Annotated in this window: 16 protein-coding genes; 8 read left to right on the forward strand and 8 right to left on the reverse strand. The window is 71.8% G+C overall.

Annotated features, from left to right (window positions below):
• Positions 1-4 precede the first annotated feature (4 nt).
• Positions 5-1,054 (reverse strand): NAD(P)-dependent oxidoreductase, encoded by a 1,050-nt coding sequence (locus ACFZAM_RS20890; protein ID WP_391048041.1) that lies wholly within the window; start codon positions 1,052-1,054, stop codon positions 5-7.
• A gap of 93 nt (positions 1,055-1,147) precedes the next feature.
• On the reverse strand, positions 1,148-2,077 hold the full coding sequence (locus tag ACFZAM_RS20895; protein WP_391048043.1) for a helix-turn-helix domain-containing protein: 930 nt from the start codon (positions 2,075-2,077) through the stop codon (positions 1,148-1,150).
• Positions 2,078-2,327: 250 nt separating this feature from the next.
• Between ACFZAM_RS20895 and ACFZAM_RS20900 the strand changes: the two genes are divergently transcribed.
• From ACFZAM_RS20900 to ACFZAM_RS20920, 5 genes are all read left to right on the forward strand, one after another.
• Complete coding sequence (locus ACFZAM_RS20900) at positions 2,328-2,657, forward strand: carboxymuconolactone decarboxylase family protein (protein ID WP_391048045.1); 330 nt, start codon at positions 2,328-2,330, stop codon at positions 2,655-2,657.
• Between the two features lie 186 nt (positions 2,658-2,843).
• Entirely contained in the window at positions 2,844-3,248 is a 405-nt protein-coding gene (locus ACFZAM_RS20905; RefSeq protein WP_391048047.1) for a cupin domain-containing protein, read from the forward strand.
• A gap of 206 nt (positions 3,249-3,454) precedes the next feature.
• Positions 3,455-4,222, forward strand: coding sequence for a glucose 1-dehydrogenase (locus tag ACFZAM_RS20910; RefSeq protein ID WP_391048049.1), 768 nt, complete (start codon positions 3,455-3,457; stop codon positions 4,220-4,222).
• A gap of 67 nt (positions 4,223-4,289) precedes the next feature.
• The gene (locus ACFZAM_RS20915; RefSeq protein ID WP_391048051.1) at positions 4,290-5,381 is read left to right on the forward strand and encodes an aldo/keto reductase; all 1,092 of its coding nucleotides are present in this window, start codon (positions 4,290-4,292) and stop codon (positions 5,379-5,381) included.
• Positions 5,382-5,419: 38 nt separating this feature from the next.
• Positions 5,420-6,391 (forward strand): aldo/keto reductase, encoded by a 972-nt coding sequence (locus ACFZAM_RS20920; RefSeq protein ID WP_391048053.1) that lies wholly within the window; start codon positions 5,420-5,422, stop codon positions 6,389-6,391.
• A 79-nt stretch (positions 6,392-6,470) separates the two neighbouring features.
• On the opposite strand, the gene ACFZAM_RS20925 is transcribed toward ACFZAM_RS20920, so the two are convergent.
• Together ACFZAM_RS20925 and ACFZAM_RS20930 are read right to left on the reverse strand one after the other, a co-directional pair.
• Positions 6,471-6,833, reverse strand: a complete 363-nt coding sequence (locus ACFZAM_RS20925) for a hypothetical protein (RefSeq protein ID WP_391048055.1) — start codon at positions 6,831-6,833, stop codon at positions 6,471-6,473.
• 153 nt (positions 6,834-6,986) lie between these two features.
• Positions 6,987-7,643 (reverse strand): TetR/AcrR family transcriptional regulator C-terminal ligand-binding domain-containing protein, encoded by a 657-nt coding sequence (locus ACFZAM_RS20930; protein ID WP_391048056.1) that lies wholly within the window; start codon positions 7,641-7,643, stop codon positions 6,987-6,989.
• 97 nt (positions 7,644-7,740) lie between these two features.
• Between ACFZAM_RS20930 and ACFZAM_RS20935 the strand changes: the two genes are divergently transcribed.
• Both ACFZAM_RS20935 and ACFZAM_RS20940 read left to right on the forward strand, forming a co-directional pair.
• Positions 7,741-8,391 (forward strand): CatB-related O-acetyltransferase, encoded by a 651-nt coding sequence (locus ACFZAM_RS20935; RefSeq protein WP_391048058.1) that lies wholly within the window; start codon positions 7,741-7,743, stop codon positions 8,389-8,391.
• A 279-nt stretch (positions 8,392-8,670) separates the two neighbouring features.
• On the forward strand, positions 8,671-9,804 hold the full coding sequence (locus ACFZAM_RS20940) for a phosphatase PAP2 family protein (RefSeq protein WP_391048061.1): 1,134 nt from the start codon (positions 8,671-8,673) through the stop codon (positions 9,802-9,804).
• Positions 9,805-9,900: 96 nt separating this feature from the next.
• On the opposite strand, the gene ACFZAM_RS20945 is transcribed toward ACFZAM_RS20940, so the two are convergent.
• A complete protein-coding gene (locus tag ACFZAM_RS20945; protein WP_391048063.1) occupies positions 9,901-11,145 on the reverse strand; it encodes an MFS transporter in 1,245 nt (414 codons plus the stop codon).
• Positions 11,146-11,198: 53 nt separating this feature from the next.
• Between ACFZAM_RS20945 and ACFZAM_RS20950 the strand changes: the two genes are divergently transcribed.
• Positions 11,199-12,023: a helix-turn-helix domain-containing protein gene (locus ACFZAM_RS20950; RefSeq protein WP_391048064.1), complete on the forward strand. Its 825-nt coding sequence runs from the start codon at positions 11,199-11,201 to the stop codon at positions 12,021-12,023.
• Here the strand turns inward: ACFZAM_RS20950 and ACFZAM_RS20955 are convergent.
• From ACFZAM_RS20955 to ACFZAM_RS20965, 3 genes are all read right to left on the reverse strand, one after another.
• Positions 11,976-13,505, reverse strand: a complete 1,530-nt coding sequence (locus ACFZAM_RS20955; RefSeq protein WP_391048066.1) for a GDSL-type esterase/lipase family protein — start codon at positions 13,503-13,505, stop codon at positions 11,976-11,978. The two genes, ACFZAM_RS20950 and ACFZAM_RS20955, sit on opposite strands and share 48 nt — an antisense overlap.
• 139 nt (positions 13,506-13,644) lie before the next feature.
• Positions 13,645-14,790, reverse strand: a complete 1,146-nt coding sequence (locus ACFZAM_RS20960; RefSeq protein WP_391048068.1) for a permease — start codon at positions 14,788-14,790, stop codon at positions 13,645-13,647.
• Positions 14,690-15,361, reverse strand: coding sequence for an anti-sigma factor antagonist (locus tag ACFZAM_RS20965; RefSeq protein ID WP_391048071.1), 672 nt, complete (start codon positions 15,359-15,361; stop codon positions 14,690-14,692). The genes ACFZAM_RS20960 and ACFZAM_RS20965 overlap by 101 nt, the downstream gene beginning before the upstream one ends.
• Between the last annotated feature and the right edge of the window lie 56 nt (positions 15,362-15,417).

The raw sequence follows: 15,417 nt of genomic DNA on the forward strand, positions 1-15,417 counted from the left end.
TCCCTCAGGTCACGGGGCGGTTGCGGTAGCGGCCGACCAGTTCACGGGCGGCGGTCTGCATCCGGGCGGGCGGAAGTCCCTGGGCGATGAGGGTGAGGTCGTCGAGAACCATGTCGCCGATGGTCTCGAAGGCCGCCGGGATGCCGCCCGCGCGGTGTGCGGACAGGACGAGACCGTCGAGGGAGCGGGCCGGGTCGTCGGGGGCGACCGGTTCGTCCGGCCAGACGTCGATGCCGGCCATGAGGCGCCCGCGCGCGACGTGGGAGAGGAGCGCCGGGTAGTCGACGACCGGGGCGCGGCTGACCAGGACGAGCCGGGCGCCGTCCGGGAGCAGGTGGAGCTCGCGCTCGCCGATGAGGTGGCGGCTTTCGTCGGTGACGGTGGCCAGCACGAACACGAAGCGGCTGCGGGACAAGGTCTCGTCCAACGAGGCGGGCAGTACACCGTGTTCGCGTAGGACGCCGGGCGGCAGCCAGGGATCGTACACACGGATGGTGGGCCGGAAGGGGGCGAGGAGGCGGTTGAGGCCGCGGCCGAGGTTGCCGAAACCGACCAGGCCCACGTCGGAGCCTTGCAGCAGTACGGCGTCGGCGTTGCCGTCGGAGACGTACCGCTCCTGTCCCGCGCGGAAGGCGCGGTCCTCCCGGCTGATGCCCCGGGCGAGGTCGAGCGCGAGGGCGAGCGCGTACTCGGCGACGGCCGGGGCGTAGGCGGGGCCGCAGCCCAGGACGTGGATGCCGCGCTCGAAGCAGGTCGCGTAGTCGACGTTGGGGAAGAAGTTGCCTTCGACATTGAGCAGAGCCCGCAACCTGCCCGCGCGGGAGAGCCGTTGGGCCGGAAGGTCGGGCTGTCCGACGATCGCGAAGGCGTCGGGCAGGACCTCCTCCAGCGCTTCCTCGGAGGGCTCCTTCTCCAGGTCCACCACGGTGAAGCGGTCGCGGAGCGACCCCAGGGCGGCGGGGGTGAAGATGCGGTCCGTGCGCTGCGGGGCGGGGCGCAGGACCACAACTGGCCTGGCGGGTGCGGGGGTTGGGTCCGGGGCGGGCGTGCTCATAGGGCTCCTCGCGTACGTACGTCGGAACTTCGGACGACCAGGTCACGGTCCGCCGCCCTTGGCTTGGCGCCAGTGGCCAGGTGGCGCCGGGGCTCACTGGTGCAGGTGGCCGCCATGCTCCGCGCCGCCGGGGGAATGGTGCTCGGCGCCGGCTGAGGGCCGAGGGTCGGGTCCGGTGGGTTCGAGGGTGGCGAACCAGGTGGCGAGCAGTTTCAGCGCGTCGTGGGCGGGACTGCCGGGCTCGGCGCTGAGCGCGGTGAGGGTGAGGCCGGGGTCCGTGGGTACGGGCAGAGCCTCGAAGGCGAGGTCGAGGTCGCCGACGACGGGGTGGTGGAAGCGTTTGACGCCGGTGTGGTGCAGGCGGACGTTGTGCGCGGCCCACAGCGTACGGAATGCCTCGCTACGGGTGGACAACTCGCCGATCAGGTCGCTCAGTTCGCGGTTGTAGGGGTCCCTTCCCGCTTCGGTGCGGAGCAGGGCCGCGGCGGAGGCGCGCTGCGTGTCGAGTTCGGTCATGTACTGGTCGGCGCCCGGATTGAGGAACTGGTAGCGGGCCATGTTGACCGGGCGGGCGGGGTCCTGGAAGAGGGGCCAGTACAGGGCTTTGCCGAGGCGGTTGGTGGCGAGCATGTCGAGGCGGCCGTTGCGGATGAACGCGGGTGCGTCGGTCATCGCGTCCAGCAGTTGCCGCAGACCGGGCCGGACGGGCTGTGCGGTCCGGCGGCGGGCGGGGCGCCGGGTGGAGCTGGCGGTGCGGGCCAGATCCATGAGGTGGGCACGCTCGGACTCGTCCAGTTGGAGGGCGCGGGCGAGGGCGTCCAGGACGGCTTCCGACGTGCCGGAGAGGTTGCCGCGTTCCATGCGGGCGTAGTACTCGGCGCTGACCCCGGCGAGCAACGCGACCTCCTCGCGGCGCAGCCCGGTGACCCGGCGCTGGCCTGCGGCGGGCAGACCGGCCTGCTGGGGGGTGATCCTGGCGCGGCGGCTGGTGAGGAACTCGCGGACCTCGCTGCGGTTGTCCATGCCTTCGAGGCTACGACGATCCCGAGCGGTGAGGGGTGTACTGCCAGTACACGTATCAACGGGTCCTTCCGCACGCCTGCGACCTGCCGTTTCATCGTTGACAGGCCGGTTGACGGCCGTCCGCCGCTCCGCTGGCACCCCCGGTGAGGGCAGGGCGGAATGGAAGCGGACAGACGCCAGCGCCGTCGTTCGAGAAGGCACCCGCGCCGTCGCGTGAGAAGGCGCCGGGCCCCCGTGGAAGGAGACCGTGATGCCGGAGGACCAGCAGCCCGGAGGACCGCGTCAGCAGTTCGGGGACATCGCCCCGGCACTGGCCGGATACACCGAGGACGTGCTGTTCGGGCAGGTGTGGGTAGACCCGGACCTGTCCCCGCGCGACCGCAGCCTGGTGACCGTGGCCAGTCTGATCAGCAGCGGCAGCACCGAGCAGCTCGCGTTCCACCTCGGCAGGGCGAGGGAGAACGGGCTGAGCGACAAGGAGCTGATCGCGACGGTCACGCACCTGGCGTTCTACGCCGGATGGCCCAAGGCCATGTCCGCGCTCACGGTCGCCCGCCAGGTATTCGCCGACGGCACCTGACGCAGGGCCCGCCAGGCACACGCGACACCGCGTGACCCGCCGCCCGGCAGGCACTCGCCGACACCGCCTGACGCAGGGCCCGGCAGGCACTCACCGCCACCGCCCGGCCCGGCTTCGCTCCGCGCGCGGCCGTCACCCGCCGCGCGTGAGTCGGCCGCCGCTTCACGGACACAAGGAGAGACGACCATGGAGATCATCCAGCCTCCCGCGACGGCGAAGCTGCCGCCGGAGATGTTCACCGGAGACGCGTGGGCGGACGTGATCCACCGCGGCGAGGACCCCTCCCGCGTGCGGATGAACATGGTGCGCTTCGCGCCCGGCGCCCGTACCGCCTGGCACTCGCACGGCCTGGGCCAGACCCTCTGGATCGTGGAGGGCATCGCCCTGGTCCAGTCCCGCGGCGGCGACATCGTCGAGGCCCGCCCCGGGGACGTCATCGTCACCCCCGCCGACGAGGAGCACTGGCACGGCGCCGCGCCGGACCGCTTCATGGCGCACATCGCGCTGTGGGAGGGCGACGACGTCGACTGGCTGGAGCACGTCGGCGACGCCGAGTACACCGGCCCCCGGCGCCCCGCCCGCACCTCCTGACCAACGGCCCGCACGGTCACCGCGTACGTCCGCGTGCCCCTCGCCGACGGCGCTCCCGTACCCAGCGCGGTCGCCGAGGCGCGTCCACGGCCCGGCGCCCTGCCCCGGACCGCCCTGCGCCGGACCGCCCTGCTCCGCACACCGCCCTCCTCCCCCGCGCCATACGGGCCGCGAATGACACCGGCCCGGAGATTGGAAACCCTCCCGTGAACCCCCAGTACAGCTTCGAGGGGCAGGTCGCCCTGGTCACCGGCGCCGCCTCCGGCATGGGCCTGGCCACCGCCCGCGCCTTCGCCCGGTCGGGCGCCGCGGTCGTCCTGGCCGACGTCGACAAGGACGCCGTGGACAAGGCTGCCAAGGAACTCACCGACGCCGGTCACCAAGCCCTCGGCGTGGTCTGCGATGTCACCGACGAGGCCCAGGCCGCCGCCGCTCTCGACCGCGCGGTGGACGCCTACGGCCGCCTGGACATGGCCTTCAACAACGCCGGTATCCAGGCCCCGCCCACAGACGCCGCCGACGAGAGCGCCGAGAACTTCGACCGCGTCAACGCCGTCAATCTGCGCGGCGTCTGGGCCGCCCAGAAGCACGAACTGCGCCACATGCGCACCCAGGGCTCCGGCGCGATCGTCAACTGCTCCTCGCTCGGCGGCCTGGTGGGCCTGCCCGAGCGCGCCGCGTACCACGCCTCCAAGCACGGCGTCATCGGCCTCACCAAGAGCGCCGCCGTCGAATACGCGCCCCGCGGCATCCGTATCAACGCCGTCTGCCCCGGCACCATCGACACCCCGATGGTCTCCGGCATGCTCGAAAGCCAGGCGGACGCCATGGCCGAGATCCTCAAGCAGCAGCCCATCGGACGGCTCGGCCGCGCCGAGGAGATCGCGCAAGCCGTTCTGTGGCTGTGCAGCCCCGGCGCCAGTTTCGTCATCGGCGCCGCTCTGCCCGTCGACGGCGGCTTCACCACCCACTGACAACCGCCGTCCGACGCGGCGGCGCCGCGCAGCCGCCCGCCCCCGCGCCACGTAAGGAGCCCATGTCATGGAGTACCGCCGTCTCGGCACCAGCGGAACGCTGGTGTCCAACCTGTCCCTCGGCACGATGAACTTCGGCACCCCGCAGACGCCGGAGGACGAGGCGTTCGCGCAGATGGACGCCTTCCTCGACGCCGGGGGCAATCTGCTCGACACCGCCGACGTCTACAACGGCGGAGTGGCCGAGGAGACCGTCGGCCGGTGGCTCGCCGCGCGCCCGGACGAGGTCACCGACCGCGTCGTCCTCGCCACCAAGGGCCGCACGCGCACCGGTACCGATCCCAACGAGGCCGGAACCTCGCGCCGCCACCTGGACCGGGCGCTCACCACGTCCCTGCGCAGGCTGGGAGTCGACACCGTCGACCTCTACCAGCTCCACGCGTGGGACCCCCTGACACCGATCGAGGAGACGCTGGCCTTCCTCGACTCCGCCGTCCGCGCGGGGAAGATCCGCTACGTCGGCCTGTCCAACTTCACCGGATGGCAGCTCCAGCTCGCGGTCTCCACCGCGCGGGCGTACGGCCTCCCGGTGCCGGTGACCCTCCAGGCCCAGTACAACCTCGCCACCCGCCAGACCGAGTGGGAGATGACCGCCGCCGCCCGGTACAACGGACTCGGCATCCTGGCCTGGTCCCCTCTCGCAAGCGGCTTCCTCACCGGAAAGTACGAGCGCGGCGCGCGGCGGGCCGCCGACACCAGGGCCGGTCAGGACCACGCCCTCCACCAGTACACCTCCTCCAACTACGAGCACTCCGACCGCACATGGGACGCCGTGGACGCGCTGCGCGAGGTCGCCCGGGACAACGGCGTCACGCCCGCCCAGGCCGCCCTGAGCTGGGTCGTCAACCGCCCCGGCGTCACCTCCGCCATCGTCGGCGCCCGCACCGTGCGGCAGCTCACCGGCAACCTCGCCGCCGCGGACCTGCGCCTGGACCCGGACTCCGTCACCGCGCTGGACACCGCGAGCGACCCGGACCCGGCCCCGTACCCCTACGGCCCTTTCGGCTCCGCCCAGCGCGACCGCACCGCCAACGACCCCGAGGCCCTCGGTGCCCTCATCGACCAGCACGCCGAATCCGGCGGCGCCGGGCGGCACTGATCCGTTCACGGACGTCCGGCACGAAAGGGAGCCTCACCATGGAGTACGTCCGCCTCGGCGCCACCGGCCTGAAGGTCAGCCGCCTCGCTCTGGGCTGCATGAGCTACGGCGACCCGGCCGTGCCCGGCGCCCACCCGTGGGCCCCGACCGAGGACAAGGCGGGACCGTTCTTCCGGCAGGCCGTCGACCTGGGCATCACCTTCTGGGACACCGCCAACGTCTACCAGGCGGGCACGTCCGAGGAGATCACCGGCCGCGCGATCCGCGAGTACGCGCGGCGCGAGGACATCGTGCTCGCCACCAAGGTCCGCGGCAGGATGCACGACGGTCCCGGCGGCGAGGGCCTGTCCCGCAAGGCCGTCCTCGAACAGGTCGACGCCTCCCTGACCCGGCTGGGCACCGACTACATCGACCTGTACCAGATCCACCGCTTCGACGACGACACTCCGGTCGAGGAGACGATGGAGGCGCTGCACGACATCGTGAAGGCCGGGAAGGTCCGCTACCTCGGCGCGTCGTCGATGTACGCCTGGCAGTTCGCCAAGCTCCAGCACGCCGCCGACCTCGGCGGATGGACCCGTTTTGCGTCCATGCAGAACCAGTACAACCTCCTGCGGCGCCAGGACGAACCCGAACTCATGGCCATGTGCGGCGACATGGGCGTAGGGCTCGTTCCCTACTCCCCGAACGGCAAGGGCCGCCTCGCCCGCCCCGCCGGTGAACAGAGCGCCCGTTCCCGTACCGACCACGTCGTGCGGTCCTTCGACAGCCCCCACGACGGACCCGTCATCGACGCCGTCCAGCAGGTCGCCGCATCCCGCGGCGTGCCCATGGCGCACATCGCACTCGCCTGGGTCCTCCGCAACCCGCTCGTCTCCGCGCCCATCGTCGGCGCGACGCAACCCCACCACCTTCAACAGGCCGTGGACGCGCTCGACTTGAGCCTGTCGGACGAGGAAGCCGCCGCGCTGGAGGCCCCCTACGTCAACGCCGGACCTTCCTGGTTCTGATCACGGATCCGCGTGACGGGCGTGCGGTTCCGCCGCGTCGGACCCTTCCGCGCCCGCGCGCACCGGACATGACGCTGCGTCAGCCGGCGGCGTAGGCGCAGCCGCCCGCGGTGATCGTGGTGCCGGACACCGCTGCCAGCGAGCAGGTCGCGATGACGTTGGAGGCGTTGAAGGGCACCCAGCGCCCGGAAATGAGCACCTCCTCCACGAATTTGGCCAGGTGGAAGACGTACGTGGGACCGGAGTCCGCCCAGCCGGGGCAGGCTGTGGTCGTGGTCGTCAGCGGCGAGGTGATGTTGTTGGGGTTGCCCGCGGCCCTCACCGAACCGCCCGAACAGTTGACGGCGGTCGCGGCATCCGCCGACGGCACGGCGGCCAGGGCGAGGACGGCGGCGGATCCCACGGCCACCGCGAGGGCGGTGGCACGCTGCATGTGCTTCATGGCTTCCCCCTGCTGCGGCCGAACGCGCGTCGGCCGTCACCGACATTGTGGGAAGGCCCACCCGCCCGGTTCCAGACGCCCCCGATGGCAACTTCCTGCGCGCGTCGGCCGGAAGGCCGGACGGAAGGGGCCCCGCCGCCGGTGGCGCGCGGTTCATGGCGTGGCGGCGGGGGGCGGGTGGGGTGGCGCGGTCGGGGCTCGGCGGGCGGAGAAGGCACCCGCGGCGGCGGCCAGGGCTGCGGTGTGCGCGGCGCGTTCGGGGAGTCGGGGGTCCGGGTCGGCGCGCAGGAGTACCAGCTCGTGGTAGACGGGCGCCGTGGCGGCGATCAGCAGGCTCCGCGCGTCTGTCTGCGGGGTGGGGAGTTCGCCGCGCTCGACGGCGCGCTCGACGAGGATCTCGCACTGGGCGTACCGGTCGGCCCACAGTTGCCGCTGGGCCAGCGCGGCCTGTTCGGAGTGGAACGAGGCGGCCATCAGGGCGACGGCGAACGACGGCTGTACGACCAGGGACTCCTGGATCTCCTGGTTGAGGGCGGTCAGATCGCCGAGCAGCGAGCCGGTGTCCGGCGGTATCCAGTCGATCTCGCCGGCGGCGCCGATGACGTCGACGAGCAGGCCGCCGACATCGCGCCACCGCCGGTAGACCGTGGCGCGGTGTACTCCGGCCCGCGTCGCGACGCCCTCGATCGTGAGTCCTTCGTGGCCGCTCTCGGCCAGTTCGGCTCGCACCGCGTCGAGAACCTGGGCGCGGACGCGGGCGGTGCGACCGCCGGGACGGCGGTCCGATGTCGTGTTCAGCGGGTCTGTCATCGGCAGTCATTATCCGGTTGATCCAGGCGGCAGGGCCGTGCCAGCATCTTAACGCGACGCTTGTCGCTCTAACCGCCGGAGAGGAACCGCCTCCACGATGCCGCCCGTTCCCGCCGACCCCACCGTGCTCCACCCGATGCCCGAGCACCCCCGCGTGGTGCTGCTCAAGCCGTTGGTGAAGTCGCCGCTGATCGAGGTCGGCGACTTCTCCTACTACGACGATCCGGACGACCCGACCGCGTTCGAGACGCGCAACGTTCTCTACCACTACGGTCCCGAGCGGCTCGTCATCGGCAAGTACTGCGCGCTGGGGACGGGCACCCGGTTCATCATGAACGGCGCCAACCACCGTATGGACGGCCCTTCCACCTTCCCGTTCCCCACCATGGGAGGCTCCTGGGCGGAGCACTTCGACCTGATCACCGACCTGCCCGGCCGGGGCGACACGGTCGTCGGCAACGACGTGTGGTTCGGGCACGGCGCCACGGTGATGCCCGGCGTACGCATCGGTCACGGCGCGATCGTCGCCGCGGGCTCCCTGGTCACCCGCGACGTCCCCGACTACGGCATCGTCGGCGGCAACCCCGCCCGGCTCATCCGCACCCGCTACGACGCCGCCGACATCGCCCGGCTCCTCGCCGTGGCGTGGTGGGACTGGCCGGTGCGGCACATCACCGGGCAGGTACGGACAATCATGTCGGGGACCGTCGCCGACCTGGAGGCCGCCGCGCCGACCGACCAGCCCTGACACCGCACACAGGTCGCCTACGACGACGATCCGGCCGACCGCCCAGCAGCCGCAGGCCGATCCGGTCGGTGAGGGCATGCGAGGTCGTGCGAGGGCGCCATCAGGTATTCCCCGTACCCGTCGAGGTCATCGATCTGGTAGATCACCGGCCCGGCGGCGGCCCGGCCGCGATACGTAGCCGCGCCGCGGCCTCACCCGGTGCCACTGAACCCGCCGACCGAGGGCAGACGAACTCGTACGCGTCACGTACGACGTCGCCACCGGGAGACAGGGGAGAACGTGTTCGGGAACGTCGCTCTGCCGATCGCGACCGTCAACCGACCAGGGCCCGGCCGACTGGCCCGCGCGCTGCCCGAGGCGGCCCTGCTGGCGGCGGTGTACGCGGGCTACAAATACGGCCGCAAAATCGCCAACGGCCATACGGACGACGCGTTTCCCCACGCGCACTCGGTGTGGGGCCTGGAACGCGCCCTGCACCTGCCGAGCGAACGGCTCGTCCAACGCGCCGCCATGCACTGGGAAACGGTGATCCACGCCGCGAACTACCTCTACGCGACGGTGCACTTCCCGGCGATGGCGCTCTTCCTCGGCTACATGTTCCTGCGCCGCCCGACGCATTACGTGTGGATCCGCCGCGCGATCGTCGTCCAGACCGCGCTGGCGCTCGTGGGCCACCTGCTCTACCCGCTCGCCCCGCCCCGGATGCTCACCGGCTCGGGCATGGTCGACACCGCGGCCCGCTACGGTCCCGCCGTCTACCACGGCACCCCGCAGAACCACTCCATGTCCAACCAGTTCGCGGCGATGCCGTCCCTGCACGTCGGCTGGGCCCTGGCCATCGCGGTCGGCATGATCGCCGCCCACCGCTCCCGGGCGCGCTGGCTGTGGTTGCTCCACCCCCTGATCACTCTCCTGGTGGTGGTCAGCACGGCCAACCACTACTGGCTCGACTGCGCCGTGGGCTGCGCTCTGCTGGGTCTGGCGATCCTGATCATCCCCTCGGCCGCCCCGCGCCCGCGCGGAGTCGCGCTCCCCGCACCGGGTAGACGCCCCCGTATGACGCAGCCTGCCGACCACACGAGCCCTTCCCCGCTCTCCCCCGCCCCCTTCACGCCCGCCGCCGAGCCCGACCGCGGCACCCGCAGATGGGGCCAGCGCCTGTACGTGCTGGGCGCCCTCGTCTACGTCGCGGGAATCACCATCGCCCTCCTGACGGCCCACCCCACGGCCCGCGCCGCCGTGTGGACCGTCGCCTGGGCCGCCCTCGTCCTGGGCGCCGGGGGCGCGGGACTCCTCTGGATCCGCCGCCACAAGGCGACGAAAGCCCGGGCCGAAGCGCTCAGCGAACCGCCGGTGGAAGCACCGGTGGAGGCACGGACCGAACCGCGCACGGAAGTCCGCCACTTCGACTGAGCCCCGCGCGCCGCGCCGCTGACCCGCTTTCCCAGCGGTGCGGCGCGGTGCGGCTCCCTGCGGGGCAGAACAGCCGAACCCCGGTCCTGCGCTCGCCTACGCACGCTTGCGCAGGACCAGCCAGGAAGAGGCGAGGACCCCGGTCCCGGCCGCCGCGCCGAGGACGAGCAGCGTGGTCCGAGGGGTGAGGTACTGGAGCGCGATGCCGCCCGCCACCGCCGGTAGCGAGAGCCCGACGTAGCCGGCGAGGAAGAACCCGGAAAGGCTCTCGCCGAGCTTGTCGGGAGGCGAGAGGGCGACGACGCTGCCGAGGGTCCCCTTGTACAGGATCGCGGCCCCGGCGCCGATCACGCCGCCGCCGGCCAGGAACAGACCGAGGCTGGGAGTGGGCAGCCAGGCCGCCACGACGACCATCGCCAGGCCGGCGAGGTCGATCGGGAGGCCGACGACGAGCAGTCGCCTGACCGGCCACGTGCCGGTGGCGACCAGGGCCACGATGCCGACGGCGCACGCGATGAAGATCGCCAGCCCGGCCATCGCCAGCGACGTGTCGCCGATCACCGTGGCCAGGAACGTTCCGGCCAGGCCCAGGAAAATCGCGACTCCGGCGTAGGCCACGAACACCTCGACCAACAGCCCGAAGTACCGGGGCCTGGCATGGTTCGGAACCGAGACCCGCTGGGGGCGGTACGGCGGCAGGGGGCGCGGCCGGTGGCGGGTCTCGGGTGACGCGATCAGGGCGATCGCCCCGACGACCAGAGCGGCGAGCAGTACCAGGTAGGGCAGGACGAGCGGGTGCGGCGCGTACTGGGCCAGCAGGCCCGCGCACAGTCCGCCGAGGCCGAGCCCGCCGAAGTTGGCGCCCGCGGCGGCCAGTTGGGGTCGCCGGACGGTCTCGGTCCCGGGGCGGTGTCCCGTGTGCAATTCGTTGAGGTAGGCGGTGGCGGTGGAGACGGTGAGACCCACGGCCACCCCGGTCAGGACGCGCGCGACGAACAGCCCGGCCAGGCCGGGCCAGAAGATGAACACCACCGCGCTGACGCTCGACAGGCACACGGCGGCGAGCAGGTGGACGCGGCGGCCGTGGACGTCGGAGAGGTGACTGGCGAGGGACAGGCTCGCGACCACGCCCACCGCGTAGGCGGCGAACACGATCGTCACCATCAGCGACGAGAAGTGATCCCGGTCGGCGTAGAGCATGTAGAGCGGGCTCGGCGCGGTGGAGAAGGCGAGCACCGCCAGGAAGACCCAGGTCGCGGCCCAGAAGCCGAAATGGTGATGGCGCGGAGAGGGCACCGGTCGTAGTGAGGCGACGGGTTGCCCGGTGGTGGAAACGGTCATGAGTCCAAGATCGTCATTCCCGGCCCGACCTACCACCGGTATAGTGCCAGGTGATGCCGGAAAGTAGCCACATCGTCGACAACGCGCTGGAGATGGGCAGCCTGCCGCTCCTGCACGGCGACCGTGTCCCGTCGCACCGCCATGGGCAGGGCCATCTCGTGTACCCCGCCACCGGTGTGCTGTCGGTCACGACCAGGGAAGGCACCTGGATCGCACCCGCGACGCGGCTGGCCTGGACGCCCGGCGGCTTCGAGCACCATCACCGGGCCTACGGGTTCACCGACATGCGGGTCATCTTCCTCCCGGCCGCCCTCGCCGCCCGCCTCCCGGACCGCCCCGCGGTGTTCGCCGTCTCGGCCCTGGTCCGCGAGGTCCTGCTCGCCCTGACCGACGACACCGACACGCCCCGGTCACCGACGGCCCTCGACCGGCTGCGCGCCGTCGTCATCGACGAACTCGTGCCCGCCTCCGAGGAACCGTTGCACCTGCCCGAGCCACGTGACGACCGGCTCCGCGCGCTCAGCCGCCTCCTGCACGACGACCCCGCCGACAACGCCACCTTGACCGAACTCGGCACGCGGGTCGGCGCCGGCCAACGGACCCTGACCCGGCTCTTCCACGACGAGCTCGGCATGAGCTTCCGGCAGTGGCGTACCCAACTGCGCCTCCACCACGCCCTCACCCTCCTCGCCGCCGGACACACGGTCACCCACACCGCGGCGGCCTGCGGATGGGCCAACCCGACCAGCTTCATCGAGGCGTTCACCGCCGCCCTCGGAGCGACCCCCGCCCGCTACCGCCACGATCCCGACGCCCGGCGGCCGATCGCCTCACCGCACCGGAGCCGAGGGCGAGGAACTGTCCGTGGTACCGGGTGACGTGCCGTCCGTGGGCGCGTCGCTCGGTGTATTGCGGAGCTCGGCGAGTGCCTGCTGGTCGGCGAGGGCGATGGCCAGTTCACCGGCGGCCGTAGGGTGCAGCGGAGCCTGGTCGGCGGCGTTCTGGACGAAGGGCTGCTCGCTGCACAGCCGGTGGCCTTCGAAGTCCGGCTGGGCGGTTGCGAAGTGGAAGGCGTCCGCGCCCTGCTGGAGCACGGCGTTGAGGTTGGCCAGGCGGGATTTGAGGACCTTCACCTTGGCCTCGGTGAGGCCGTCCTTTTCGAGGCACCTGATGTCGGGGCCGAAGGGCTCGTAGTACTGGTTGATGAGCACGTCGGGGTGGTGAGGGAGGTCGGAGAGCTGCTGGAGCAGATCGAGGTAGTTCTGCGAGAACGTCGAGAGCTGCTCCTTGAAGTACGCCGTGGACGCCTTGTCGTCGCAGACGGGCGCCTTGGCGCACAGGCCCGTCAGCACGGCCCAGTTCATGTCGTTGGCCCCGACGCTGACGATGATCACCGACGCGCTCGACGCGCGCTGCGCCACCGCGAGCTGCGGCGGTACGGCCTGGTCGCCGCGGAGCTGTACGCCGAGGAGGCCGTCGGTCACGGTCGCGCCCTGGCAGGCGAGGTTCAGCACGTTCCAGTCGTTGACCCGGCCGAGAACGGCGGCGAACGCGTCGGAACTGCGCCCGCAGGTCTTGTCCAGCGCGCTGGGGTCCTCGACCGGCTGGTTGCCGATTCCCGCGGCGGTGGAGTCGCCCAGCACCACGGCGTGCACGCCGGTCAGCTGCGGTCCCTTGGCCGGGGCGACCGGCTCCGTCGGCGCGCGCCCCACCAGGTCGTCGAGCGTACGCACCTGCCGGAGCGCCTGAGGAGTGCCGGACGCCATGAGGTACACGCCGAGCGCGTTGACGGCGCTCACGGTCAGGACGCACACACCGACCATCGTCAGCGTGGTACGGCGCGGGGCGCGCCGGATTCCGGCCACGGCCACCGCGACGACGGCCGCGCAGCCGGCCGCGATGAGGAGCTCCCAGACGCAGTAGCGGATCCACCCGGCGGCCAGCTGCCGGCTGAGGGTCAGCTGGAGTGTGTCGTGGTCGTCGGACCGGACGATCTGGTTGACCTGCGAGTTGATGCTGATGTCCGCGAGCTTCAGGCGCGGCCGGATCGGTCCCTGGAAGTGCGGTTCGGTCGCCAGCGCTTCTCCGAACAGGTCGAGTTCGCCGGGTCCTGACAGGCTGAGGTCGGGCGCGACGGCGCCCACTTCGACGGTCTGGCCCGCCGCGGTGACGGACTGCATCGGGGTGAGACGTACCGCCAGCCAGATGGACGCGACGCAGACCGCGAGCAGCGCGACGACGGCCAGGAGGCTGTTCCGGCCGCGCCGGAGCCAGCGGCCTTTCGCGCTGCCGCGCCGGGGGCGGGCCACCGCCTCGTCGTCCCGGCGTTCTTGGAGGATCGGCAGTTCTGCTTTCGGCATGTCCCTCGCTCTCCGGCGGCGCCGGCCACTGATCGCACATCATCCGTTATATGGACGATACGACGTCCACCGCGCGGGATGTCGCGTCGGTGGGTCTGCGAAGGGTGATCCGTTCCGCCGTCAGCGGGCCGATTCGGCGTCAGCGGGCCGGTCCGCCGTCGTGCCCCCGGACGCCGCCGTGACGGTCCGGGCCCTCGGGCGCCCCTCCCATCATGCGGAGCATGGGCATCCCGCCGGTCCGCCAGAAGCGGATCACCAGTGCGGCGCCGACCAGGAGGAAGACGATGTTGAGCCAGGTCGTGTAGTCCCAGGAGATCCCGGCGGTGGGAATCCTCGCGTCGGCCTGATCGGGAATCAGGCCGAGCCCGCCGAAGACGAACTCGACGGCGTATCCGGCGACGACCATGGCCGCGTAGAAGGCGCCGAGCAGGTACAGCGCCATGCGGGCGCCGTAGTACCGCCGGTAGATGTTCAGGACGGGCAGGATCAGCAGGTCGGCGAAGAGGAAGGCCACGACCCCGCCGAAGCTGATGCCGCCCTTCCACAGCACCACCGCCAGCGGCACGTTCCCGATCGAGCAGACGAAGGACAGCAACGCCACCACGGGACCGATCAGCGGGCCCCACAGCTTGGACGCCAGCGGGTGGCCGTCGAAGAAGAACGCGCCCCAGAAGTCGTCGGGTACCCAGGCCGCGACGGCCCCCGCGACGAACAGACCGATCGCCAGGTCGCGCGCGATCGCCGCCCATTCCATGACGAAGACGTGCGCCACGGAGGTGAGGCCCTCGCCCGACAGCAGCCGCCGGGCGAAGGAGCCCTGCCGCCGCACGGACATGTCCATCGCCGCATGCCCCTCCATCGAACCCGCCAGCCCGCGCCCGGCCTGCTCACGGGCCTGCCGCACCAGCGGCTCGCGCAGGGTGAGCCGGAAGACGACCGCGAGTACCAGGATCATGACCGGGCCGCCGGTGAATTCGGCGGCGGTGAACTGCCAGCCCATCAAGAGGGCGAGGATCACGCCGAGCTCGACCACCAGATTCGTGGAGGCGATCTCGAAGGCCATGGCCGCGGTGAAGTCCGCGCCCTTGCGGAAGAGCGAGCGTGCCAGCGCGACGGCCGCGTACGAACACGACGAGGACGCCGCCCCGAGCGCCGAGGCCCGCAGGAGCGTACGCGGCCGGTCGTCACCGAGCAGTCGTACGACCGTGGACTTGCGCACGACCGCCTGGACCACCGCGGACAACGCGAATCCCAGGATCAGCGCCCACGTGATCTCCCACGTCATCGACCCGGTGATGGACAACGCGTGCAGGAGTGGGTGCATGGCCCCCATCCTCGTGGGTGGGGGCCTGCCATCCGGGCAATGACGTCTCCGCCCGCGTCATACGGAGCGGCCTTTCGCGGGCGGAACGGATCGCTTCCGGCGGGCGGCCCGGATCCGGGGGCGGCGGCCCGTCACCCTCGGCGTAGTCGAAGAGCCCGGCGGCGCCGGTCAGGCCCAGCACCCGCTGGACGGCCGGGCTGACGGCGGTCAGCCGGAGTACCGCTCCGGTGCACTCGGCCACGCGCCGGGCCCGGAGCAGCGCGTTGAGCCCGCCGCAGTCGAAGAAGGCGACGCCGCTCAGTTCCAGGCTCAGGCTGTCGCTCTCGCACAGCAGATGGTCGATGAGGACGCGGGCGAAGGTGTCCGCGCCGGTGAAGTCGATCTCGCCGCTGACCGTGACGACCGTGTGGCCGGCGCGCTGGCTCACCCGTACGGCCAGGGCGTCGGTCGGATGGGTGATCATCCGGGAGGTGTGGACCACCGCGCCTGCGTCGTCGTCGTGCGCGGAGAGTCCGCGATCCAATTCGGACATGTCGAGGGCCCTCGCCTTCCCGATCCGGTGGCCACACCAAGTGTGTGGGCGGGCAG

This window comes from Streptomyces sp. NPDC008079 (genome assembly GCF_042957385.1).
GTDB lineage: Bacteria > Actinomycetota > Actinomycetes > Streptomycetales > Streptomycetaceae > Actinacidiphila.

Coding starts and splice junctions, on each gene's coding strand:
- ACFZAM_RS20935 (WP_391048058.1), top strand. CDS start 7,741: ATGCCGCCCGTTCCCGCCGACCCCACCGTGCTCCACCCGATGCCCGAG.
- ACFZAM_RS20905 (WP_391048047.1), top strand. CDS start 2,844: ATGGAGATCATCCAGCCTCCCGCGACGGCGAAGCTGCCGCCGGAGATG.
- ACFZAM_RS20890 (WP_391048041.1), bottom strand. CDS start 1,054: ATGAGCACGCCCGCCCCGGACCCAACCCCCGCACCCGCCAGGCCAGTT.
- ACFZAM_RS20895 (WP_391048043.1), bottom strand. CDS start 2,077: ATGGACAACCGCAGCGAGGTCCGCGAGTTCCTCACCAGCCGCCGCGCC.
- ACFZAM_RS20915 (WP_391048051.1), top strand. CDS start 4,290: ATGGAGTACCGCCGTCTCGGCACCAGCGGAACGCTGGTGTCCAACCTG.
- ACFZAM_RS20945 (WP_391048063.1), bottom strand. CDS start 11,145: ATGACCGTTTCCACCACCGGGCAACCCGTCGCCTCACTACGACCGGTG.
- ACFZAM_RS20950 (WP_391048064.1), top strand. CDS start 11,199: ATGCCGGAAAGTAGCCACATCGTCGACAACGCGCTGGAGATGGGCAGC.
- ACFZAM_RS20965 (WP_391048071.1), bottom strand. CDS start 15,361: ATGTCCGAATTGGATCGCGGACTCTCCGCGCACGACGACGACGCAGGC.
- ACFZAM_RS20900 (WP_391048045.1), top strand. CDS start 2,328: ATGCCGGAGGACCAGCAGCCCGGAGGACCGCGTCAGCAGTTCGGGGAC.
- ACFZAM_RS20920 (WP_391048053.1), top strand. CDS start 5,420: ATGGAGTACGTCCGCCTCGGCGCCACCGGCCTGAAGGTCAGCCGCCTC.
- ACFZAM_RS20955 (WP_391048066.1), bottom strand. CDS start 13,505: ATGCCGAAAGCAGAACTGCCGATCCTCCAAGAACGCCGGGACGACGAG.
- ACFZAM_RS20960 (WP_391048068.1), bottom strand. CDS start 14,790: ATGACGTGGGAGATCACGTGGGCGCTGATCCTGGGATTCGCGTTGTCC.
- ACFZAM_RS20930 (WP_391048056.1), bottom strand. CDS start 7,643: ATGACAGACCCGCTGAACACGACATCGGACCGCCGTCCCGGCGGTCGC.
- ACFZAM_RS20925 (WP_391048055.1), bottom strand. CDS start 6,833: ATGAAGCACATGCAGCGTGCCACCGCCCTCGCGGTGGCCGTGGGATCC.